The 22,452-nt window shown below is 33.7% G+C and carries 25 protein-coding genes; 7 read left to right on the forward strand and 18 right to left on the reverse strand.

Translation table 11 applies throughout. The features are described 5' to 3' along the window. Positions 1-33 precede the first annotated feature (33 nt). Positions 34-357, reverse strand: a complete 324-nt coding sequence (locus EYY60_RS21390) for a DUF6660 family protein (RefSeq protein WP_235832377.1) — start codon at positions 355-357, stop codon at positions 34-36. Positions 358-661: 304 nt separating this feature from the next. Here EYY60_RS21390 and EYY60_RS21395 point away from each other — a divergent pair, with 304 nt between their 5' ends. Beyond that, positions 662-1,783 carry a hypothetical protein gene (locus EYY60_RS21395; protein WP_132991308.1) on the forward strand — a complete coding sequence of 374 codons (1,122 nt, stop codon included), beginning with the start codon at positions 662-664 and terminating at the stop codon, positions 1,781-1,783. Between the two features lie 12 nt (positions 1,784-1,795). Beyond that, positions 1,796-2,572, forward strand: a complete 777-nt coding sequence (locus EYY60_RS21400) for a porin family protein (RefSeq protein ID WP_132991309.1) — start codon at positions 1,796-1,798, stop codon at positions 2,570-2,572. Positions 2,573-2,900: 328 nt separating this feature from the next. Here the strand turns inward: EYY60_RS21400 and EYY60_RS21405 are convergent, their stop codons facing one another. Genes EYY60_RS21405 through EYY60_RS21425 form a run of 5 tightly spaced genes read right to left on the reverse strand, consistent with a single transcriptional unit; the run spans position 2,901 to position 9,488 of the window. After that, entirely contained in the window at positions 2,901-3,488 is a 588-nt protein-coding gene (locus EYY60_RS21405) for a chemotaxis protein CheB (RefSeq protein WP_132991310.1), read from the reverse strand. Next, positions 3,470-4,279 (reverse strand): CheR family methyltransferase, encoded by an 810-nt coding sequence (locus tag EYY60_RS21410; protein ID WP_132991311.1) that lies wholly within the window; start codon positions 4,277-4,279, stop codon positions 3,470-3,472. The genes EYY60_RS21405 and EYY60_RS21410 overlap by 19 nt, the downstream gene beginning before the upstream one ends. A gap of 8 nt (positions 4,280-4,287) precedes the next feature. Beyond that, positions 4,288-4,653, reverse strand: a complete 366-nt coding sequence (locus EYY60_RS21415; protein ID WP_132991312.1) for a response regulator — start codon at positions 4,651-4,653, stop codon at positions 4,288-4,290. Between the two features lie 34 nt (positions 4,654-4,687). Next, positions 4,688-8,257, reverse strand: coding sequence for a response regulator (locus EYY60_RS21420; protein ID WP_132991313.1), 3,570 nt, complete (start codon positions 8,255-8,257; stop codon positions 4,688-4,690). Between the two features lie 16 nt (positions 8,258-8,273). Further along, positions 8,274-9,488, reverse strand: a complete 1,215-nt coding sequence (locus tag EYY60_RS21425; protein ID WP_132991314.1) for a hybrid sensor histidine kinase/response regulator — start codon at positions 9,486-9,488, stop codon at positions 8,274-8,276. 278 nt (positions 9,489-9,766) lie between these two features. Here EYY60_RS21425 and EYY60_RS21430 point away from each other — a divergent pair, with 278 nt between their 5' ends. Further along, positions 9,767-10,612: an SDR family oxidoreductase gene (locus tag EYY60_RS21430; protein WP_132991315.1), complete on the forward strand. Its 846-nt coding sequence runs from the start codon at positions 9,767-9,769 to the stop codon at positions 10,610-10,612. Between the two features lie 128 nt (positions 10,613-10,740). Beyond that, the gene (locus EYY60_RS21435) at positions 10,741-11,001 is read left to right on the forward strand and encodes a SemiSWEET family sugar transporter (protein ID WP_132991316.1); all 261 of its coding nucleotides are present in this window, start codon (positions 10,741-10,743) and stop codon (positions 10,999-11,001) included. A 131-nt stretch (positions 11,002-11,132) separates the two neighbouring features. Here EYY60_RS21435 and EYY60_RS21440 read toward each other — a convergent pair whose 3' ends face one another. From EYY60_RS21440 to EYY60_RS21450, 3 genes are all read right to left on the reverse strand, one after another. Further along, positions 11,133-11,927, reverse strand: coding sequence for a hypothetical protein (locus EYY60_RS21440; protein WP_132991317.1), 795 nt, complete (start codon positions 11,925-11,927; stop codon positions 11,133-11,135). 594 nt (positions 11,928-12,521) lie between these two features. Continuing rightward, positions 12,522-12,860: a hypothetical protein gene (locus EYY60_RS21445; protein WP_132991318.1), complete on the reverse strand. Its 339-nt coding sequence runs from the start codon at positions 12,858-12,860 to the stop codon at positions 12,522-12,524. A 221-nt stretch (positions 12,861-13,081) separates the two neighbouring features. Continuing rightward, positions 13,082-13,513, reverse strand: a complete 432-nt coding sequence (locus EYY60_RS21450) for a response regulator (protein WP_132991319.1) — start codon at positions 13,511-13,513, stop codon at positions 13,082-13,084. 201 nt (positions 13,514-13,714) lie between these two features. On the opposite strand from EYY60_RS21450, the gene EYY60_RS21455 reads away from it, so the two are divergent. Together EYY60_RS21455 and EYY60_RS22345 are read left to right on the forward strand one after the other, a co-directional pair. Beyond that, positions 13,715-14,215: a pyridoxamine 5'-phosphate oxidase family protein gene (locus tag EYY60_RS21455; protein WP_132991320.1), complete on the forward strand. Its 501-nt coding sequence runs from the start codon at positions 13,715-13,717 to the stop codon at positions 14,213-14,215. A gap of 160 nt (positions 14,216-14,375) precedes the next feature. Beyond that, a complete protein-coding gene (locus EYY60_RS22345; protein ID WP_162847918.1) occupies positions 14,376-14,891 on the forward strand; it encodes a hypothetical protein in 516 nt (171 codons plus the stop codon). A gap of 101 nt (positions 14,892-14,992) precedes the next feature. Here EYY60_RS22345 and EYY60_RS21460 read toward each other — a convergent pair whose 3' ends face one another. The 7 genes from EYY60_RS21460 to EYY60_RS21490 all read right to left on the reverse strand — a co-directional run bounded on the left by EYY60_RS21460 (position 14,993) and on the right by EYY60_RS21490 (position 19,114). Further along, positions 14,993-15,640, reverse strand: a complete 648-nt coding sequence (locus tag EYY60_RS21460) for a DUF5661 family protein (RefSeq protein WP_132991321.1) — start codon at positions 15,638-15,640, stop codon at positions 14,993-14,995. An 88-nt stretch (positions 15,641-15,728) separates the two neighbouring features. Next, a complete protein-coding gene (locus tag EYY60_RS21465) occupies positions 15,729-15,890 on the reverse strand; it encodes a DUF1328 domain-containing protein (RefSeq protein ID WP_073481941.1) in 162 nt (53 codons plus the stop codon). Positions 15,891-15,998: 108 nt separating this feature from the next. Next, complete coding sequence (locus EYY60_RS21470) at positions 15,999-17,084, reverse strand: DNA topoisomerase IB (RefSeq protein WP_132991322.1); 1,086 nt, start codon at positions 17,082-17,084, stop codon at positions 15,999-16,001. Between the two features lie 10 nt (positions 17,085-17,094). Continuing rightward, complete coding sequence (locus EYY60_RS21475) at positions 17,095-17,334, reverse strand: DUF7218 family protein (RefSeq protein ID WP_132991323.1); 240 nt, start codon at positions 17,332-17,334, stop codon at positions 17,095-17,097. Between the two features lie 205 nt (positions 17,335-17,539). Next, positions 17,540-17,935 carry a hypothetical protein gene (locus EYY60_RS21480; RefSeq protein ID WP_132991324.1) on the reverse strand — a complete coding sequence of 132 codons (396 nt, stop codon included), beginning with the start codon at positions 17,933-17,935 and terminating at the stop codon, positions 17,540-17,542. A 25-nt stretch (positions 17,936-17,960) separates the two neighbouring features. Next, the gene (locus EYY60_RS21485; protein WP_132991325.1) at positions 17,961-18,833 is read right to left on the reverse strand and encodes an XAC2610-related protein; all 873 of its coding nucleotides are present in this window, start codon (positions 18,831-18,833) and stop codon (positions 17,961-17,963) included. A 17-nt stretch (positions 18,834-18,850) separates the two neighbouring features. Continuing rightward, the gene (locus tag EYY60_RS21490) at positions 18,851-19,114 is read right to left on the reverse strand and encodes a phage holin family protein (protein WP_132991326.1); all 264 of its coding nucleotides are present in this window, start codon (positions 19,112-19,114) and stop codon (positions 18,851-18,853) included. A gap of 164 nt (positions 19,115-19,278) precedes the next feature. Here EYY60_RS21490 and EYY60_RS21495 point away from each other — a divergent pair, with 164 nt between their 5' ends. Continuing rightward, positions 19,279-19,866, forward strand: a complete 588-nt coding sequence (locus EYY60_RS21495) for a DUF4142 domain-containing protein (protein ID WP_132991327.1) — start codon at positions 19,279-19,281, stop codon at positions 19,864-19,866. A 278-nt stretch (positions 19,867-20,144) separates the two neighbouring features. Here EYY60_RS21495 and EYY60_RS21500 read toward each other — a convergent pair whose 3' ends face one another. After that, positions 20,145-21,128, reverse strand: a complete 984-nt coding sequence (locus EYY60_RS21500) for an aldo/keto reductase (protein WP_132991328.1) — start codon at positions 21,126-21,128, stop codon at positions 20,145-20,147. Positions 21,129-21,339: 211 nt separating this feature from the next. Next, positions 21,340-22,392 carry an NAD(P)-dependent alcohol dehydrogenase gene (locus EYY60_RS21505; protein WP_132991329.1) on the reverse strand — a complete coding sequence of 351 codons (1,053 nt, stop codon included), beginning with the start codon at positions 22,390-22,392 and terminating at the stop codon, positions 21,340-21,342. Positions 22,393-22,452 lie beyond the last annotated feature (60 nt).

Genomic DNA, 22,452 nt, shown 5'->3' on the forward strand with positions numbered 1-22,452 from the left:
CCGTTTCCGATTTTTATCGAACAGGCATAATCATTATGCTATCTGAGGGGGTTGCCAAATACTTCCGTAGAAATCGGAAATAAAAACAGAATTATAACTCGGTAAAGGAATTGAAATTTGATTGTACGTTTTTGGGAATTCAAAAACTACGGCAGATTGGTAGCTTAAAACTTGCGCACCACAGCAGTTACAGGCACAAAATGGTGAACACAAATCGTTATCCTTATCATGAGAATGATTTGCTTCAGATGAAAACTGAGCAGTCTTATGCATAGCACTATTCACTTCCATATCTGCACAAGGCATATTTGAAAGTGCCATCAAGTAAATTGACAATAGTACTGCAATCCATTTCATGTTGTAAAAATACTATTTATTTTCAAAAAACATAAATTACTGATACTGAAAAATGTAAAAAAAGAGAACGATTCTTTATATCACTAAAATTATTTTTAGTTTAATTAACACTTTCTAAAAAAATATTACTTGTGGTAAGAAAATTTCGTTAACTTTAACATAAATTAACATCTGTAAAAGCCTAAATTTTAATCACATAAAACGACATTATATAAGCAGATTTCAATAAAAAGATTACCACACCCCATTAGTTTATATTTATTTTTTCGCAGTTCAATTAATTAATTTTAAAACACTCTAATCAATGAAATGTAATACACTAATATCAGCCTTTTTATTATTATGCAGCATGCAAATTTTCGGGCAAGTTTATACCGATAAAATTGTAGGAAAAAAAAATGAAGAATTAAAAGACAGCCTTAAAGTCGAAAAATATCCATACGCTCTGCCAATTTGGGGAGAAAAAGTAGCCCAAAAAGGATATAAACTTCCCTATTCTGCCGGTGTATCTGTAAACTGGTTTTGGCAAGAATCTGAAATTGTTATCAACGATTTAAATATTGGTTTTAATCATGGCCCTCAATATAATTTAGATGAAATCGTACGATTCGATAAATCTACTGTCGAGGCAAGTGCGTTGACAATTCGTCCTGATATCTGGTTGCTTCCTTTTTTAAATATTTATGGAATTTTTGGAAAAGCCAATACTTCTACTAAAATTAATGCTGGGATTTGGGTTCCGGATGCCGATAACAACTGGTCTGAAGTTGCTAATTTCAGTACTCAAGCAAATTTTAATGCTACCACTTTTGGTCTTGGTATGACCCCAACAATTGGTATTGGCGGTGGCTGGCTAGCTCTTGATATGAATATGGCCTGGACTGATATTAGTTCACTTGATAAACCTGCATTTTCTTATGTTTTCGGACCGAGATTAGGAAAAACATTTAAATTCAATAAACCAGAACAAAATATAGCAGTCTGGGTTGGAGGCTTCAGGGTTCATATTTCTGGAGACACTAATGGAGATTTGCCTTTGTCTGATTTTATTGATCTAAGCACTGCTCAAGCAAAAGTAGACAGTGGCCTTCAAAAAGTATCAGATAACCAAACAAAAGTAGATAACTGGTGGGACAGCTTAAGCCCTGCAGAACAAAAAAATCCGGTTAATATAGCCAAACATAATACGGCTGACAGAGCCTTAGAAAGAGCAGGAACTTTCCTGGCAACTCTAGACGGAGCATTAAGCACAGCTGAAAATTCTTCGGTACAATATTCATTGCAAAAGAGACCGAAAGACATGTGGAATTTTATTATCGGATCTCAGTACCAATTCAACAAGCATTTTATGTTTCGCGCAGAATGTGGTTTTCTAGGAACCCGTACACAAGTTCTGGGAAGTCTTCAATATCGTTTTGGACTGTAATTCATTCCTTATATGAAAAAAAGCATATTCATCGTCATCACTTTCTTTTGTATTTCATCGGCGCAGTCACAAGTATTGATTTCTTTGATTTTTGGAGACAAGCTTAACTCGGAGTTTTTGGAATTTGGTCTAGAAGGCGGCGTTAATTTTTCTACCATTTCAAATATGAATTCTTCCGGAACTAATCCTGGATTTAATCTCGGATTTTATTTTGATATCAGATCAAAGAAAAATCCGGCTTGGATGATCAATACAGGCGTAATCGTGAAATCTCCCATGGGTGCGCAAGGAATTCCAGTTTATCCAACTGGTGACACAAATCTAGACAATACTTTTGCCGGAGGAAGTGTGAACCGCGAAATTCGATATTTTAATGTTCCTATTTTGATTAAATATCAGTTCAAAAACAGAATTTATGTAAAAGCTGGGCCGCAGTTTGGTTTATTGGCGAAAGCGTTTGATGAATTCAAAACTGAATATGAAAAAGATGATGTGATCTACAAAAGAAATATACGCGATCAAATTCATGTTATTGATGCTGGACTTGCGGCAGGTCTTGGCTATCATTTAAATGTTGGAAACGGACTTAATTTTACGGTGCAATATTATTATGGACTCGTTACGGTAATGAAAGGCGACGGCCCAAATAATCAATTCAATAGATCATGGTATATTACGGCCGGAATTCCTATTGGAAAAGGAAAAGCAGCCCAAAAAAGAGCTGAAAAAGAAGCAGAGCTAAACAAAATTATTCTTCCTGAAGACGAAAAACCGCAACCTAAAAATTAACATTTAATTCCTGCAAGGTTTTGAAAACCTTGTAGGTATCTGTAATTACGGAAATAATAGCTACACACTGGGATATCAGATTCGATTAAATTTGTAAAAATTCATTAGGGCTGCTTTTTTATTCCGCTAGGGATTTAATATTGGTAGAAATTAGTTTTACCGAACGCTCATTTGTCCCGTAGGGACTACATTTTGTATAAATCCAAATAAAAATGGTATTAAACATATAGTCCCTACGGGACAAAATAAAACTGGGATATTTTTTTTCTACCAATATTAAATCCCTAGCGGGATAAAAAAAGCAAAATAATCGAACTCAAATTCTGGTCTATTTCGAATTTATTGATGCAATAAAATAAAGGATTTCCTGTGTATGCAAAATGAAATCAGGATTTGTGTATAAAATCGCATTATTAGGCATGAAAGGCATTTCGGCTGAAAGCGGATTTTGAACTGCAATTACGCCACCCGATGCTTTTATGGCTTTCAAACCTTCTGTTCCATCAGCATTTGAACCTGATAACAAAATACCAACTAAGGAAGTTCCATAAATTTCTGCCGCCGATTCAAAAGAAACATCTATACTTGGACGGCTATAATTTATTTTTTCTGAAGTATCTAGAGCCAGAATCCCTTCTTTTTCAAACAGCAAATGATAATTAGAAGGTGCAATATAAATAAAACCAGGCAGTATTGGTACTTTATCTTCTACAGGTTTTACTTTTATATTTGATTTCAGACTTATTAAATCTTCTAAAGTCTGATCATCAGTGCTTTTTCGATGAAGAACAATTACAAGCGCAAAATCATTGAGTTTTATCAACTCAGGCAAAATCTGCATCAAAGCGTTTAGACTTCCTGCTGATCCGCCAATAATAACGACTTTACAATTTGATATTATTTTAATTTCCTCCATATTTTATCTTTATCCAATTGTTTGTATTTGTTTGGAGCTATAGAATATTTTATGGTTTCTTTTGTGCCTAAAGCCAAAAATCCGAGAACGGCCAGACTTTCATCAAATAAATTGATTACACGCTTTTGCAAATCAGCATCAAAATAGATCAAAACATTTCGGCATAAAATCATGTCAAATTCATTAAAAGAAGTATCTGAAACGAGATTATGTTGTGAAAAAACCATTTTTTGAGCCAGCTCTTCATTAAACTTTGCAATACCGTAATTGGCTGTATAATAATTTGAAAAATCTTCCTGACCGCCCGCATCTCGATAGTTTTGAGAGTATTCTTTCATCATTCTGAGCGGGAAAATTCCTTTTTTTGCAGTTTCTAAAACTGTTGCATTAATATCTGTCGCATAAATTAAGGATTTATGCAACAGTCCGGCTTCTTTGAGCATGATCGCCATAGAATACACTTCTTCTCCTGTTGAACAGCCAGCATGCCATAAACGAATAAAAGGTTTTGTACCCAATAATGGCAGAATTTCTTTTCTGAGCACCATATAAAATGCTGGATCACGAAACATTTCGGTTACATTCACCGTAATTTCATTCACCATTCTCTTATAATATTCTGCATCCGAACGAACTTTAGAAAGAAATTCGGTAAAATTGGCAAAACCATCCAACTGAAAAATTCGGTTTACTCTCCTTTTGAGCGATGCTCTTGAATAGCTTCCAAAATCAAATCCATAATATTCGTAAACCTCATTGATAAGTGTTTCTAGCTCAATATCCTCAATCATATTTTTGTTCAAATTTTGCTCAAAACAAGCAGTAACTTATCAACATCAACTGGTTTTGAAATATAATCATCTGCCCCAGCCTCTAAACATTTTTCTTTATCCCCCGTCATTGCCTGAGCTGTAACCGCAACCACAAAAGTAGATTTTCGTGACGGAATAGCTTTTATTAACGGAATCGCATCATAGCCATCCATTTCCGGCATCATCATATCCAATAAAACGGCGTCAATCTTTTCATCAGATTCTAAAATTTTTAATGCATCTTCGGCACTTAAGCAAGACAAACAATCAAAAGATTTGGCTCGTAAAGTGTTTTCTAATGCAAAAATATTTCTAGAATCATCATCTATAATCAAAAGTCTTTTTTTACTCATAAACACATCTTAATTTATTCTTGTGTCGTTCTTTTTAAACCTTATCATAAAGCCAAACACGTAATAATGATAATAATTGATCCACATCTACAGGCTTTGTGATATAATCTGAAGCACCCGCCTTGATGCATTTTTCACGATCTCCCGTCATTGCTTTTGCCGTGACAGCAATCAGAGGCAAATTCAAGAATTTCGGGTTTGCTCTTATCTTTTCGGCTGTTTCGTATCCGTCCATATTTGGCATCATCATATCCAACAAAACAACATCAGTATCTGGATTTTCATTCAAAATTTTGATAGCTTCATTTCCATCAAAAGCCGTAATAATATTCATTTTAAAAACTTCTAAAGCTTTTGTCAGCGAATAAATATTGCGTACGTCATCATCAACAATCAGCACTTTTTTCTCATGCAGAATATTGTTTAGTAAATTTAGCTTTTTATGCCCATCATTCTTGTTTTTTCCATCTTTTTTATCTTCGACCAAATGCAAGAAAAGCGAAACCTCATCAAGCATTCTTTGATATGAATGGGCCGTTTTTACGATAATAGAATCGGCATACTTTTTAATTTTCACTTCTTCTTTTAGCGACAAGCTTTTTCCTGTAAACACAATTACGGGCAATTTTTCCAAACCTGGGTTTTTCTTTACACCATCCAAGATTTGATATGCTTGTTTGTCTGGAATTCCCATATCGAGAATTACGCAATCTACTTCTTTTTTATTGAGTGCTTGAATTCCTTCAGAAACCTCACTTTTTATTTCTGAATTGATATTATACGTTTCCAAGAAAAAAGCTAATGCTTTTGCATGTTTTGGATTGTCTTCAATGATCAACACTTTTTGCGCTTCTTTGTTGATGATGTGCTCGATTCTCAAAAACACTTCCGGAATCTTGTCAAAAGCGACTGGCTTGTCTAAAAAGTCAACCGCGCCTTTCAACAAACTTTCCTGTTTTAATTTATGCGAAGACATGATATGCACTGGAATGTGTTTTGTTTCCAAATTGTTTTTCATCTCTTCCAAAACTTCCCAGCCGCTCTTTACCGGAAGTTCAATATCCAGCAGAATTCCGACCGGTTTATACAATAATGCAAAATTCAAAGCATGATCTCCGCGAACTGCAACTACCGCCTTATATCCTTTTTTATTAGCAAAAGCCAATAGTGATTTGGCAAAATTGACATCATCTTCAATAATCAAAATTACTTTGTCACCTTCTTTAACAGCATTTCTGTCATCATCAATTTCGTCAGGAATTATTGGGCTTATGTATTTTTTTGCAACCGCGGGCTCTTGTTCAGGTTCAATTTCAGCAAAATCAGTTGGAGGTATTTTCTCTACATTCACTTTGTTATAAGCCGAACCAAACACTGGAAGGCATAATGTAAACGAGCTTCCTTCATTGACTTTGCTATGAAGAATGATTTCTCCTTTTAATAATTTGGCCAATTCTCTGCTGATTGACAATCCTAAACCAGTTCCGCCGTATTTACGTTTTGTTGATCCGTCAGCCTGTTGAAAGGCTTCAAAAACAAGTGGTTGTTTCTCTACGGGAATACCAATCCCTGTATCTTTTACAATAAAACAAATGATTTTTTCATCATCAGTATCGACTTTTATTTCAAGGCTGACTTTTCCTTTCTCTGTAAATTTAATGGCATTCGAAATCAGATTTTTCAGAATTTGTTCCAAACGCATTTTATCTGTTTTGATAACAATTGGCGCTTCTTTAGAGATAATCTCAAAATCGATTCCTTTTTCTTTGGCAACCAAATTGAATAAATTCCAAAGCGTATCTGTAATTTCTTTAGTGGAAACATCCAAGAATTCTAATTCCATTTTTCCAGCTTCGATTTTTGACAAATCCAGAATCTCATCAATCAGGCCCAACAAACTGTTTCCTGAACTTTGAATCACTTTTGCAAACTCAATTTCCTCATTGTTCATGCTTTTGTTATTATTTTCAGATAACAATCGGCTTAAAAGAAGTATTGAATTTAAAGGCGTTCTTAATTCGTGCGACATATTGGCTAAAAACTCCGATTTATAACGCGTTGTAAGTTCTAAAGCTTCAGATTTTTTCTGAATTTCGTTGTTTTTTTCTTCCAACAAAACGCTTCTTTCAGACAATTCTTCATTGGTTTGTTCCAATTCTTCTTGTTGCACTCGCAATTCTTCTTCAGAAGCTTGAAGTTTTTCTGTCTGCGCTTCTAACTCTGCATTAATTGCTTCTAGTTCGGTATGTTGCTGTTGTAATTCTTCCGATTGTGATTTTGTTTCTTCAAGCAACTCCATTACTCGTCTTCTATTTTGAGTCGATCTGATCGCAATTCCGATATTTCCTGCAACTGTTTTTAAAAACTCCAAGTGCAGATCTGAAAACCCATAAATACTTGCCAATTCAAGCGCGCCTTCCACTTTATTATCTAGCAAAGGCAGAGCGACAATATGCGTCGGTTTGATTTGCCCTAAAGCATAATTAATTTGTATATTATCTGAAGTTAAGGTCTTTAATTCCAACATCGTACGAGATGAAATTGCTTGCCCAATAAGGCCATCTCCTTTTTTAATACGTTCCCTATTTTTGCTTGGTATGTAGCTATAACCGCCAGCAGCTACAAGCTCATCTCCATCAATCACATATAAAACTCCAGCACTGCTGTTGGTATAATTACACAAAAATTCTATGATGTCTTTAGATAGTTTTTCTAATGCTTTATCACCAAGCATGGTATTATTCAATTCGGCGATGCCGGTTTGAAGCCATTCTTTTTGTGACAACAAATCAAAAGAATTTTTAAGGCTAACGCTCATTGTATTTAATGACTCTCCAACACTTCCGAGTGCGTCAGCTTTTTTATCATCTACTCGAATATCATAATTTCCGTTTGAAATATTATTTGCAATTGTACTAATCGCTTCGATTCTTTGAGCCGTTTCGATATCTTTTTTCTCTAATTCATTTTGCAATGCTGCACGCTCATTATAATCTTTCAAAATTCGAGTCAAGAAAACTACCGAAATTAGAAAAGCAATAAAAAATGCTACCACAATTAAAATCAAACTATAAGTTCCATATCGTTCAGAATTGGCATTTCGCTCTGCTAAAAGTCCTTGTTCTGTACTTTCTGTTTTTTTAATCGAAGTACGAATTTCAGTCATCATATTTCGTCCTTCATTCAAATCAAAAACCAATGTTTCTTTATTCAAACGCTTCTTAACAATCTGATTGTTCAAGTATTTAAAGAAATTTTCGCGAAGCACTTTTAATTCGGCCAATTGTTTTTGCTGCGAAGGATTATCGACAGTAAGTTCTTCTACTTTTTCAAAATAACCATTAGATTTTGCTTCAGCATCTCTAAATCGCTCAACAAATTGTTCATCGCCCGTAATCAAGTAACCGCGCATGCTAGTTTGTGCTTCAATAATTACCGAAGATCCTTCGTTTAAATTATAAATCACTTCCTGTGTATGGTTGACCCAAAAATTACTATTCAGCAAACTTTTAATGCTGATAAACGAAGCAACAGAACTTATTGTAAGCACCAATAATGACACTAAAGAGCTGATTAGCAAATTTCTTTTAAAGTTATTCTTCATAGATCTAATTTATATTTTACTCGTATTTTAAAGGAAGCACAATAATAAAGCTTGCGCCCTTGCCTACTTGACTTTTAGCCGTGATTAATCCGTTATGTTTCTCGATGATTTTTTTTGCAATTGCCAGTCCAATTCCTGTTCCTTCGTAAGTTTGGCGGTCATTGAGACTTTGAAAAATAATGAATATTCTGTCCAGATAAATTTCATCAAACCCAATTCCGTTATCTTTTACCGTGATGCGGCAAAATTTTCCATCGGGAGAAGTTGGACTATCAAAAGACTTTTCGACTATTAATTCTGAAGTGATTTCAATTAATGGCGGTTCATTTGCACCCGAAAACTTAATGGCATTCCCAATAAGATTTTGAAAAACCTGACGCAATTGACTCGGAATACTATCAATTGTAGGAAGTTCAGAAGTTTTTACCGTTGCATTTTTTCGGTCAATCAAATAATCAAAATCGGAGAGCACTTCCTGCAGTACTACATTTAGATCGGTTGTTTCCGGTTTTACTTGTGCCGACAATCGAGAATATGCCAAAAGATCCGTGATCAAAGTCTGCATTCTTTCAGCAGATTTTATCGTGCGATCTACATAATCAATTGCTTTTGCATCGGTAGTTAGATAAAGATCTTTTATGATTTTAATAAAAATTTGAATTTTACGTATTGGCTCATTCAAATCATGTGAAACCACCCATGCAAATTGCTGCAATTCATGGTTTTTCAGCTCCAATTCTTCATTTTTCAAAACCAATTCCTTAGTTCTTTCAGCAATTTTGATTTCGAGATTGTCCTGCGCTTCTTTTCTGATTTTTATTTCTTTTGAGAGAAGATCTTTGATTCCTTTTAGTTCGTTTTGCTGTTCGTAAATTTTGATGAAGGTTTTTACTTTAAGCATCAGCAAATCAGTATCAACAGGTTTTGTGATATATTCCACGGCACCGGTTTCGTAGCCTTTAAAAATATATTTTTTTTCGATATTTAAAGCCGAAAGAAAGATAACCGGTATATCTTTTGTCCGTTTATTTCCCGAAAGGATTTTCACAACTTCAAAGCCATCAAGACCTGGCATCTGGACATCCATAATAATGAGGCAATAATTTGTCTTTAAAATTTTCCTCAGTGCTTCTTCCCCAGATTCGGCAGAATCGACATCAATATTATGCAGCTCCAAAGTTTTCTTTAAGGCAATAATATTTGCCTTTATATCGTCTACAATTAATACCATTCTTTGCGGGGGAATAAAAAGTTATGAATTAAATGCTTTTTGTTTGAAATGTTTTACGCCAGATATTCAAAGCATCTGATCCTACTTTGAAAAACAGCTTTAGCGCAACTTTCAAATTTATAAAGAAAAGTTAAAAATGACTTTCATTGAAAATCTAATTCGTTATATAATTCCCATGTTTTAACATAAAAAAATACATTTTTTTTGAGGCAATCTTATAATTCTTTCAGTCAAAAAAGCTCCTAAAAACTTGATAAATTGCTTTAAATTAAATTATTATGGAAAAGAAAAAGACATTTCCTGAACAAAAACAGGAACTTCCCGGAAATGAATATTTAATGCATCCTGAACCCCAAATTATCAGGGAAAATTATGTCGGAAGCGGGAAACTTTTCAAAAAAGTTGCCTTTATAACTGGCGGAGACAGCGGTATTGGACGAAGTGTGGCGGTTCATTTTGCCCGAGAAGGTGCCAATATTGCAATTGTTTATTTAAAAGAAGATAAAGATGCCTTAAAAACGAAGGAATTAATTGAGAAAGAAGGGCAAGAATGTTTGCTAATAAGTGGCGATTTGAAGGATGAGAAATTCTGTAAAAATGCCGTAAAAAAATGTGTCGACACCTTTAAAAAAATCAATGTTTTAGTCAATAATGCAGCTGTCCAATTTCCGCAAAGCGAATTAGAAAAAATTACAGCAACTCAACTTAAGAAAACTTTTGAAACCAATATTTATCCTTATTTCTACATCACAAAAGCTGTTTTGCCTTTTTTAAATGAAAATGACACTATCGTAAACACAAGTTCTGTCACAGCATATCGTGGCAGTGAACATTTAGCCGATTATGCAAGTACGAAAGGTGCTATTGTAAGTTTTACAAAATCGTTATCAACAATGCTCGCTAAAAGAAAAATTAGAGTTAATGGTGTTGCTCCTGGCCCAATATGGACCCCATTAATCGTGGCCAGTTTTGATAAACTTTCAAATTTTGGAAAAAACAATCCGATGGGAAGAGCCGGACAGCCCTCAGAAGTTGCTCCTGCCTATGTATTTCTGGCTAGTGAAGACAGCAGTTACATTACGGGACAATTTATACATATCAATGGCGGGGAAATGGTAAGTTAAAAAAAGGTTCTAAAATGTTAAGATTCTAAGTTTTTTGTAATCTACTTAATAAACCTAATTGCAGAACCGACCAACACCTTAGAACCTTAGCATCTTAGTAGCTCAGAACCTTTAAAAAATAAAAAAAAATGAACTACATTGACATCATAGGATTATTTGCTGGAGCGTGTATAACGTTATCTACAATTCCCCAGATTTTGAAAGTTTGGAAAACCAAGAAAGTAAAAGACATTTCACTTCGCACTTTCAGCATTCTTACTTTCGGGATATTCATTTGGATTATTTACGGAATTATAAAAAATGACCTTCCAATTATAATTACAAACAGCATTTCTTTTTGCCTTAATCTCATTATGATTTATTTTATTGTTTATTATGAGAAAGAATAAGATTTTAAGTTGCTAAGTAAATTTTCTTTTCAAAACTTCAAAAAAAAAAATTCTGAGATAACTTAGTTTAAAAACTTAGTATCTCAGAATCTTAGTACTTAGAATCTCTTCTAATTATATATAATGCTTGGCTAGCTAGCTAATTTCTGGTTGTATAATTTAAATGACCAATGATGTTTTGCTCTGAAAAGTTTAAGAGCGGTGATTGCTTCAGAAAAACTCATTGAGGAAATTCTTCTGATTTCACTCAATTGTTTTACTGCGATGTCAATTAGAGGCTCAAATGTTTTTAAATAATTGTACGCATGTTGCTCAATTTCCATTTCTACAATATGATTCAAAATACTTTTTTTCAGAATCGTTCCAACGATACCTTTTTCAGGCATTGTCTTGAATTGATGAATCTTTTTTGAAATCCTCGAATTTTCTTTTCCAATATAAATATAGTTTCCAGAATCATTCGTAAAATGCTGCTTAACTTGTGAAACTAAAGGCTCGTTTTTGCTTTCGATTGTTGGCATTCCTAATAAAGTAAACTGAATGCGTTTGTGGCTTTCAAAGTATAAAACACTATTTATCACAGATGAATTGCTTAAAACTGCCGATTGATTTTTGTGCAAAATCTTTTTTTCACCATTTGAACCAAAACTATGGCACACATTTCCGTTTTCGCAATAAACAAAAAACACTGGAGCCGACTGAAAGGCTTCGATACTTAAACTCACATCCTGATGAAAAACCAAATCAAAATGCATAAACAAAATCTTATCGTCAAAACGAGTTCCTTTGATAGATCCTTTTGTCCATTTTGATTGGATGTCAAGATTATAATCATTGTCTTTTGCACTCAATGTGCCATGAAAACTATCTTTAAGATCATTAAAAACAGTATCAAATTCGCCATTGTTTAAGTATAGTTTTTTCATTTTGGTTTAATTTTTTAGAATGTGGTCAGTACACGATTTAATATATAATAACGAGTTTGGTAATTTCGTCATTTTCTATAATTCAAATTTCGTACATATTGCAAATCAAACTCTTACAGAATTTCAGTCAGATATTTCATAATTTTTATTTGGAAGGGACAAAGTAACAAAGTGACATAGGTCCAAAGGTTTATTAAGCAACTTTGTTACTTTGCATCTTTGTCCCTCTGTCACTTAAAAAAACAGCCACCTCAGAAGCAACAAAGGGGCATAAGTTCAAAATTCTATAAAGCAACTTTGTTACTTTGCGCCTCTGTCCCTCTGTCCCTTAAAAAAAACAGCCACCTCAAAAGTAACAAAGGGACATCGGTTCAAAGTTCTATAAAGCAACTTTGTTACTTTGCGCCTTTGTGCCTCTGTCACTTAAAAAAACAGCCGCCTCAGAAGCAACAAAGGGACATCGGTTCAAAGTTCTATAAAGCAACTTTGTTACTTTGCGCCTTTGTCCCTCTGTCACTTAAAAAAAAACAGCCGCCTCAGAATTCTCTGAAACGACTGCTCCTCAGCAAAATAAAAATACCTATTTATTTTATCTTATGTAAGTTCACTGATATCAGCATTTTTCGAATAATTTTTCTTCGGAATATCCTTGAAAAACTCAGCTTCATCTAAGTCGGCTGTTGGGCCATATCCTAACAAATGTGTTCCTTTAATGTGGTCTTTTGTTTCGATTACGTATAAAATTGACATATCATCTGGATTGCTCATGCCTTCATAACGATGATGCGCTACAATATAAATTTCATCTGGCTGATACGCATATTTTGTATCAGAATCTATCAAGGTGCCTTCGTCAAATAAAAAATTTGCAGTATAACCTTCGTCTTGATATTTCTGAATATAATCGGTTTCGTGTTTTTGTTCTTTTTTCATGATTTAAAATTTGAATTACAGTATTTGCAATCTTAGTTTCATCAAATTTCATCATACCATTCAAATAAAATTAACTCAATAGATTTTAAAATTATCTCATTAAAAGAAGACCATATTAAATGCTGCTTTTTCATAAAATAAAAGGGACTGTTATAAAAGAAACACCCGATTCATTTTTAAAAAATGAATCGGGTGTTTCTTTTTAATTATAAATGCTGAGATTATAATTTGTAAACAAAAGTCTTTTGATCGGGAACAAATTCTTTCCAATTTATGGTTAAAGAATGTTCAATAGATTTTATGATGTCTTTCATCAAAACCGGTTTTGTAATAAAATAATTTGCTCCTAAAGTGAGGCATTTTTCAATAATGCTTGGTTCATTTGAAGTCGAAAAAATGACAACCGGAATATCGCTGTTTTCTTCAGATCCTTTGAGTTCATTTAAAACATCAAACCCGTTTTTTCCAGGCATATTAAGATCTAAAAAAATAACATTGGGTTTTGGAGGTGAATGCGCAATGGCATTAAGCAGTTTTTCTCCGCCAGAATAAGTCTGCAGCACTATATCTTTTGACAATGATTCGACCGCATCGGCAAAAAGACTTAAATCGTCCTCATCATCATCAGTGTAGAATATTAGTAATTCATCCATACAGAAAGGGCTAAAACTGTTTTTGTAAAGATACTATAAATTAATTTACATACAATATTTTGTTAAATAATTCTGACAAAAGTCCAAATTGAAATCTAATAATTTTAAAATACAATTCTATAATTTTTTCAGATTCAAAAATCCCAACTTTGTTTAAAACTATAACAATATCAATAATTTACAACATTAAATACAGAAATCATGGGAGATCATAAAAACCTTACCGAGGAATTTGCGGTAAACAAAATAAAAGACTTGGCCGAAAATATAAAAATCTGCATGTTTTGCACTTATAATGCAGACCGTTTACAATCGAGACCAATGTCTGTCCAAAAAATTGATGATTTAGGCAATCTTTGGTTTTTATCTGACCGAAACAGCAGTCAAAATGCTGAAATTACGCTTAACCCTACAGTCGAAATATTTTTTGTCGAACCACAAGATAAATTTTTGACCCTTCACGGATCAGCAACTATTTCATATGACAGAGAAACAATAGAAAAATTATATGATCCTATTGTAAAAATCTGGATGCCTGGCGGTATAGACGACCCTAATTTAAGTGTCATAAAAGTAGTGCCTGAAGATGGTTATTACTGGAACAACAAACACGGAAAAATGGTCGCAATCGCAAAAATGACCGCTGCTTTTATAACCGGAAAAACAATGGATGACGGAATCGAAGGGAATTTGAAATTATAGTCAAATTAACAGCTTGAATTTGCAAGAGATTATAGGATTTTCCAATTAACTTTCATCCTAAACATCTGTTAATTATACAATTGAACCAAACAATTCTATAAAGAATAAGGTTTGTTTGATGAGTAGATTTGTACTATTAGAAACTATAAAATTTGATATTATGAATACTATAAATAAAGACAATAATATTCTCAACAGATTTCCTAATGCTTCAGATCGAAATAGGGTCATGAATGAAGAACTGTATAATTTTGAAGATCAAAAAGACACTGACAACACTATCGAAGAAATTGCAGATCGCGGCTATACTGTAAGAAATGGCCATAATCCTGACAAGCCAAATCCTGATCAGGACGCGATTGGGTATGATGATGATTTAGACGATTTTCACAACGATCGAGATTTAGAAGACAACAATGATGATATCTATGAAGTCGAACTGGAAAATGATGAAGATTATGTTGACAAAGATCTTGACGATGAAGTAGAAAACGACGAATTTGATAATCCGGCAGATACTTTTGAAAATGATTTTAATGAAGACGAAGATGATTTAGAAGATCTTGATGATGACGACGACGAAATTGAAGATGATGAAAATGATTATGTCGAAGATGACGTACAAGAAGATGATGAAGAAGACAATTATCCCGACAATGATCCTCGTAAATTTTAAATTAGAAAGGAGACAAAATTCAAAAACCGTTAAATTGCTTTAACGGTTTTTTTGTGATCAAAACGATGGGAATTTCCCAAATCAACGTGTAAGTAAATGTTTTAATCACCAATTTTTTCAAGTGTAGGAATATCGTCCATTTTTTGCAGACGTTCTGCTAATTCATTTCTGGCTTCTCTTAATTCAATTTCGGCTTTGCCTAATTCTTTATACCATTCTTCATTTCCGGTTTTCGAATTTTCGATTTTGCGCAAGATTTCAAAAATTTCTCCTTCGGCTTCCATTACTTTCAAACGTTTGTAATAGGTCAAACTTTCGGTCATGTGCGCAAGTGCAATCATCGCTGTCAAAAACGGATGATTATTTGTCACATTCACATCTCTGACGCGTCCGTGCTCCAATTCGACTTTTAACGCAAAGGCAAATTCTTCCATATTAAACCTTTCGTGTTTGCTTTTTGGATTTAAATAAGCTTTAATTGCTTCAACATTATCCATTGTCGAGAGATCTACTTCTGTTTGTTTGCCGTCTATTAAATCTTTATAAACTACATTCGCAACAGCTCTCGCTTCATCTATAGTTGGATCGTTTTCAGGATTTTCAAAATCTCGAATTCCCCAATCCCAATTTTTAGGATGCACAGGTTTGATGTATTTTTCACAAAAATCTGTTACATCATTTTTCAAGCTTACCATTTCGTCGTCTCTTTTGATGTAAACATCTTGATAAGCACCACTTTTTGTTCCCATGATATTTTCTTTTTTAAAAGGCAAACGACACATTTATCGAAATAGATGTGTCGCTTTAATTTGTTCTAATTCACTGAGTCAATAAGTATTAAACACTTCTTCTTCCGCTGATTAGCGATATGATAAATAATACCAAGAAAATGAAAAATAAAATTTTTGCTATACTAGCGGCTCCAGCGGCAATGCCACCAAAACCAAATATTCCTGCAACAATTGCGAGAATAATAAATATGACTGTCCAACGTAACATAATAATTGATTTTTAGTTAATAACGATTTGTTTGTTACTCAAATTTCATGCTTTTAAAAGAGATGCATTAACTCTAAATATTTTATTTCTAACGCTATAAATCACTGATTACAGCAAGTTTACCTTATATTTTTCTATCAATTCAGCAAAAGCAATTTCAGTTGGTGAAAAATACTTTTTAGTACTTCTGCTCTTTTTTACTTTGTCAAAATAGTGCTGAATTGAGCCGTTTTCATAGGTTGAAACCAACAGCGGATGCACATAATAATTTTTGCAGACGTTTCTTGTATTCCCGAGTGCCTCTGCCGTCGCATCATACGCTGTCAGGATGTTTTTTTTGACTTCTTTTTCGTCTGTTGTTGTTCCAATTTCCATAAGGTTTTCGAAAAAAATAATCGAGGCCGCCCAGGTTCTAAAATCTTTTGCACTGAAATATTCACCTGAGATCTCATGCAAATATTCATTTACCATGTGGCTGTCCAAAACCTTTTTTTCCCCATTATTGTCATAATATTTAAAAACTTCCCAACCCGGAATTTCTTCGCAACGACCAACGAGTTTTATCAATTGCTTATTTCGGGTTGTAATGGTGTGTTGTTTTCCTTTTTTTCCAATAAATTCAAACCGAAGCGTGTTTTTATTGATATTGATATGCCGTTTGCGCAATGTCGAAAGTCCGTACGATTTATTGTCTTTTGCATACTTTTCATTTCCAATTCGGATATGTGTTTCCTCCATTAACCGAATCACAAGCGCTATAACCTTGTTTTTAGACCACTCCTTCTCTTCTAAATCTTGATCCACCCTTTTTCTTATCGAAGGCAGTTTTTGTCCAAATTCGGCTATTTTATAAAACTTCGTTTGATTCCGAATTGAATTCCATTTTGGATGATAGCGATATTGTTTTCTGTTTTTCACATCCAAACCAACAGCCTGCAAATGTCCATTTGCTAAATCAGAAATTCTCACATTAACCCATGCCGGTGGCAAAACCAAACTGTTAAAGCGCTTTAATTCACTTTTTTGCTTGATATAGCGCCCATTTTTTTTATAAACGAACCCTTCCTTTTCCTGAAATCTCTCAATTGGCAATTTTTGATTGTTTACATAAACCAAGTCTAATTTCTCAAGAACCAAATGTGGTGTCTTGATCAATTTTTCAATAAGTTTTTGCTGAGTGATTTTTGCAGACATGGTTTCAACTTTAATTATTTCTTAAAGAATTAATAAGAGCTTTTTTATTCATATAGGAACGTCCTTTTATTCCAACTCTGACTGCTTGTTTCAGCAATTCATCTTTTGTCCATTCTTCATACGGCTTTGCTTTTCCTCCTTTTACTCCAGCATCTGGCGTATTGGCAATTCGGGCCGATTTTTCTTTGCTGTATCCTTTTTCTACTAAAGCCTGATACTGCTTTTCATTTTTAATTCTTGGATTTGGCATGATTTTAAATTTTAGGTTAATGATTTGAGATGTATGGTATTTCAAAGTTCTCGAAAAAGTAAGGCAATTCTGTTATAGAATTTTGGCAATAACTTTCATAATTTATAAGTCGAAAGTCATAAGGTCTTAAAGTCGAAAGTTTTGAGCAAAAAAAATCCCAACTCTTTTGGAATTGGGAATTTTTAAGTTTAGAAGCTAATTATTTTCAACTCCAACTCATATTTATTAAAACTTTATTTTGCTTCACTTCAACTTTTCCACCATAAGCATCACCATCTTTTGGGTGAATTTCATATACTTTGATTCCTTCTTTTATTTTAAACTGACTTTTTCTAAATCCTTTACTTTTTAAAATCCATTTTTTAATTTCGGTATCAGAACTAGTGAACTCAATTATAAATTGTCTGGTAAACATAGAACCTCTTTTTTCTAAATGAATAATTTCTGCATCTTCAGGAAGTTTTTCTAATTGTCCCCAACTTAATGCAACTTCAATTGCTTCTTCTTTTTGCCATGGCATTACAAAAGAAGAAAAACAGTTTATATAGAGAACAAATATTCCTAAAAACAGTACTACAGCAATTGTCTTAATTATTTTCATTTGAAATTAAATTTATACTAAACATCTAATCACATTTCCTTTCAACAAAATCATCTACTTTTTCATCATACTCCAGACAAGTTTTCTTTATTAAAACCATTTTATTATTCACCACTTTATATTCGGCGTTCATGTGGCTGCTGCCGGCACAACATTGATTGTGTTCGTAAATTCGTTTGTTTTGTCCGTCAAATTCTAAAGAAGTTCCGCTGAAACTGCTCTGAAAATATTTTCGTGTTTTTGGATTATAAAGAAAATATAAACTAGAAGTATTTGGTCCGGCATAACTACTTTCAAAAACTGAGAAGTCTGGAATACCGTCAAAATTATAGTCGTCGATACCTATGTTGTTCAATCCCCAAAGCTGACAATCTAAATCTATTTTCTGAATCAATTTATCTGTCTTTTTTTCTATAATTTTTACGCCCGATACGTTTGCATAAAAACTTCCTTTTTCTTTCGAAACAATCAACTTGAAATATTTGTCTTTAAAAGATTCCGGCTGCAGGATTTCTCTATCCGTCCATTGAACATTATCGCCATAATCGATATTAAATTCTTTCGATAACGTAATTTTGAGCTCCTTTCCTGAACTTAAATCTTTCCATATCCCATTTAGCTGTTGGCTTTTTTCATTATAATTCTGAAAAGTCAATTTTGCCGTTTCCTTATTTGTTTTGTCTTTTTCAGTAAACACCAAAGTTTTACCGGTAAGTTTAGCGCTTAAAACAATTGGAGTATCAAAATTTGAATAAGCGTAAATCGCCGATCCTACGCCATCAGAATAAAGATAGGTAACAAATTCAATTGGATATTTATCAATAAATCCCTTGTAGCTTATTTGGGCAGATAAAAATGTTGTTGCAAGAAGAAATAGTAAGGTAATTTTTTGTGTCATTTAATAGCAATTTTGGATTAAATCTTTCCGATATCCTCGATAGAATCTTCTGGTAAAGCTTTCGGTTTTAGTAACTTCAAACCAAATCTAATCATATAAATTATTGGGATAGTAAGAAAAACAACTATAACAGCAAAAATTATTAAATACCACAAGTCTTTATTGCTTGATGCTTTTATAAAGTTTATCAGTGCTTGTATCAAAGTTCCGTATGATACAAATAGCAATAATGCTCCAACAAGAAGCAAAAACAAACCAATAATTTTTTTGAGCGCATTCATTATACTAAAGTATTTTATCAGCTAATATAAAACTATTTCTATTACAAAATAACTTACAATTTTTGCATCATATCCAAATCATATAACAATCTTTTAAAATCCTGTAAAGAGATTCCTGCATCTTCTAAATAATTTTACATCATAACATTCAAACTATTAAAATCATGAAAAAGATACTATTAGCCGGTAAAGCAATTTTAGGAGCAGGACTTATTATTATTTTCCTTCAATCTTGTAAAAACGAAACCAAACAAGAAGATCCGAAAGAAGTGGCAGAAGATGCCAATGAAGCCAAATTTGATTCTATTGACAGCAAAGAAGATGATTCTGAATTTTTGGTAGATCAAGCCGAAATTAATTTGGCTGAAATTGAAATTGGAAAACTAGCACAGCAGAAAAGTACAAATGCGGAAGTGAAAAAATTTGGAAAAATGCTTGTGGATGAACATACAAAATCGGCTTCTGAAGTTAGTGCATTGGCGAAAGCCAAAAACTTTACACTCCCAACTTCATTAACAGAAGAAGGTCAAGATGAATACAATAAACTAAACGAAAAATCAGGTATCGATTTTGACAAAAAATTCGCCGATATGATGATTGACGGTCACGAAAAAGCAATTGAAAAACTTCAGAAAGCCTCAAAAGATGCCACAGATAATGACATCAAAATGTGGGCATCAAATAATATTGCAGGTTTAACAGCACATTTGGAACACGCTAAAATGCTGAAGCAAAATCTAGACAAAAAGTAATTTTTTAAGATGCTAAGATACTTAAGTACTAAGATACTAAGATGCTAAGGCTGAAAAGTAAAATAAATTTAATTGATCATTATTTATTTTAAACAAAGATTCTGCGATTCTAAGATACTAAGTAATTGAGCATCTAAGAACCCCAAATCTTTGCTAAAAACCCCTCAAGAGTTGAATTGCTTGAGGGGTTTGTTTTTTTTTTAAGATGCTAAGATCCTAAGTTGCTAAGATTCTAAGTTTTTATTCTCAGAAACTTAGTAGCTTAGAATCTTAGAAACTTATTTACCAGCTATCTTCTGCAAATGTTCAGGATATCTTGATCCTTCAATTGTTATTTTTGAAGCGGCTTCGTTGATTGCGGCAACATCTTTGGCAGAAAGTTCTAAGTTTATTGCGCCTAAATTTTCCTCTATACGATGCAATTTTGTGGTTCCTGGAATTGGAACAATCCAAGGTTTTTGAGCTAAATTCCACGCAAGGGCAATTTGAGCGTTTGTCACGCCTCTTTCTGTAGCCATTTTGGTCAATACTTCAACAAATTGTTGGTTTGTTTTTCTGGCTTCTGGAGCAAAACGAGGCAATGAATTTCTGAAATCAGTACTATCAAATTGTGTGTTTTCATCAATTTTTGCAGTAAGAAAACCTCTTCCTAGTGGACTGAAAGGCACAAAACCAATTCCAAGTTCTTCCAAGGTTGGGAAAATTTCTTCTTCGGGAGTTCTCCACCAAAGTGAATATTCGCTTTGAAGCGCCGTAACAGGCTGAACTGCATGTGCACGACGAATCGTCTCCGCTCCTGCTTCTGAAAGTCCAAAATGTTTTACTTTTCCTTCTTGAATCAAATCTTTTATTGTTCCAGCAACGTCTTCAATAGGCACATTCGGATCAACGCGATGCTGATAATACAAGTCAATTACATCTGTTTTCAATCTTTTCAATGAACCTTCTATGCTTTTTCTGATCCATTCTGGACGGCTGTCTAATCCTTTTTTAGAATCACCTTCCAAAAAACCAAATTTCGTAGCAATTACCACTTTATCGCGAAAAGGCGCTAAAGCTTCTCCTAAAAGTTCTTCGTTTAAATGAGGTCCATAACATTCGGCAGTATCAAAAAAAGTAATTCCTTTTTCATAAGCCGAACGAAGCAGACTTATCATTTCATTTTTGTCATGAGCAGGACCATATCCAAAACTCATCCCCATACAGCCAAGCCCCAATGCTGAGACTTCAAGACCGCTATTTCCTAGTTTGCGTGTTTGCATTTTTCTAAAGTTTCTAAGATGCTAAGGTTCTAAGATTCTAAGTTTCCTTTACTTTGTCTCTAAACCTTTTTATCTGTTTTTTTTAGTTTATTAAGATACTGAGATTCTAAGTTTCCTAGAATCTCAGCGCTCCTTCATATAATTTAAAAAAATTGCCAAAGTTTAAAGACTCAAGATTCTTAGCATCTTCGAACCTTAGCAACTTAGTATCTTATTTCAAAGAAGCCATATCAATCACAAAACGATATTTGATATCTCCTTTAAGTAATCTTTCATAAGCGTCATTTACTTCGTTTACACCAATGATTTCAATATCTGCAGTAATATTATGTTCTGCACAGAAATCAAGCATTTCTTGAGTTTCTGCGATTCCTCCGATAGCTGAGCCTGCAAAACTTCTTCTTCCTAATAAAAGACTGAATGATGTTACAGGAAGCGGTTCCATTGGTGCGCCAACAAGCGTTAAAGTTCCATCTACTTTTAATAAATTTAAGTAGGAATCAATATTGTGCTCTGCAGAAACACAGTCTAAAATAAAATTCAGACTTTTTGCATGTTTTGCCATTTGTTTCGGATCTGTAGATAAAACTACTTCATCAGCTCCAAGTTCTTTTGTCGCGTCAAATTTTGAAACAGATGTTGTAAAAACCACAACATGAGCGCCCATAGCTTTAGCCAATTTGATTCCCATATGCCCTAAACCGCCAATTCCAACGATTCCAACTTTTTGCCCTGGACCAACTTTCCAGTGTTTTAAAGGTGAATAAGTTGTAATTCCAGCACATAATAATGGTGCAACCCCAGCAAGATCTAATTTATCTGAAATATGAAGTACATAATTTTCATCAACAACAATACTTTGAGAATAACCTCCAAAAGTATGTCCGCCTAAATGTTTATCTGGTGAATTGAATGTCAATATGCTTCCTTCATCGCAATATTGCTCCAAATCGTTTTTGCAATGATCACATTCTCTGCAAGAATCTACCATACAGCCAACGCCCGCTAATTGCCCTACTTTGAAGTTTTTAACGTGGTCTCCGACTTTAGTCACGCGACCCACGATTTCGTGTCCCGGCACAATTGGGTACATCGTTCCGTGCCATTCATTTCTAGCCGAATGCAAATCAGAATGGCAAATACCACAATACAGAATTTCAATTTCTACGTCATGCGCTTGTACTGCTCTTCTTTTAATATCTAATGTTTTTAATGGTGCTTCGGCAGCTTCTGTACCAAAGGCTTTAATGTCTTTTGTTTCCATAATATGTTTTTTGTTGTTTTTTGAAGTTTCAAGTTTCAGGTTTCAAGTTTATTTGGAACG

The sequence above is a fragment of the Flavobacterium zhairuonense genome (genome assembly GCF_004352915.1).
GTDB classification, from domain to species: domain Bacteria; phylum Bacteroidota; class Bacteroidia; order Flavobacteriales; family Flavobacteriaceae; genus Flavobacterium; species Flavobacterium zhairuonense.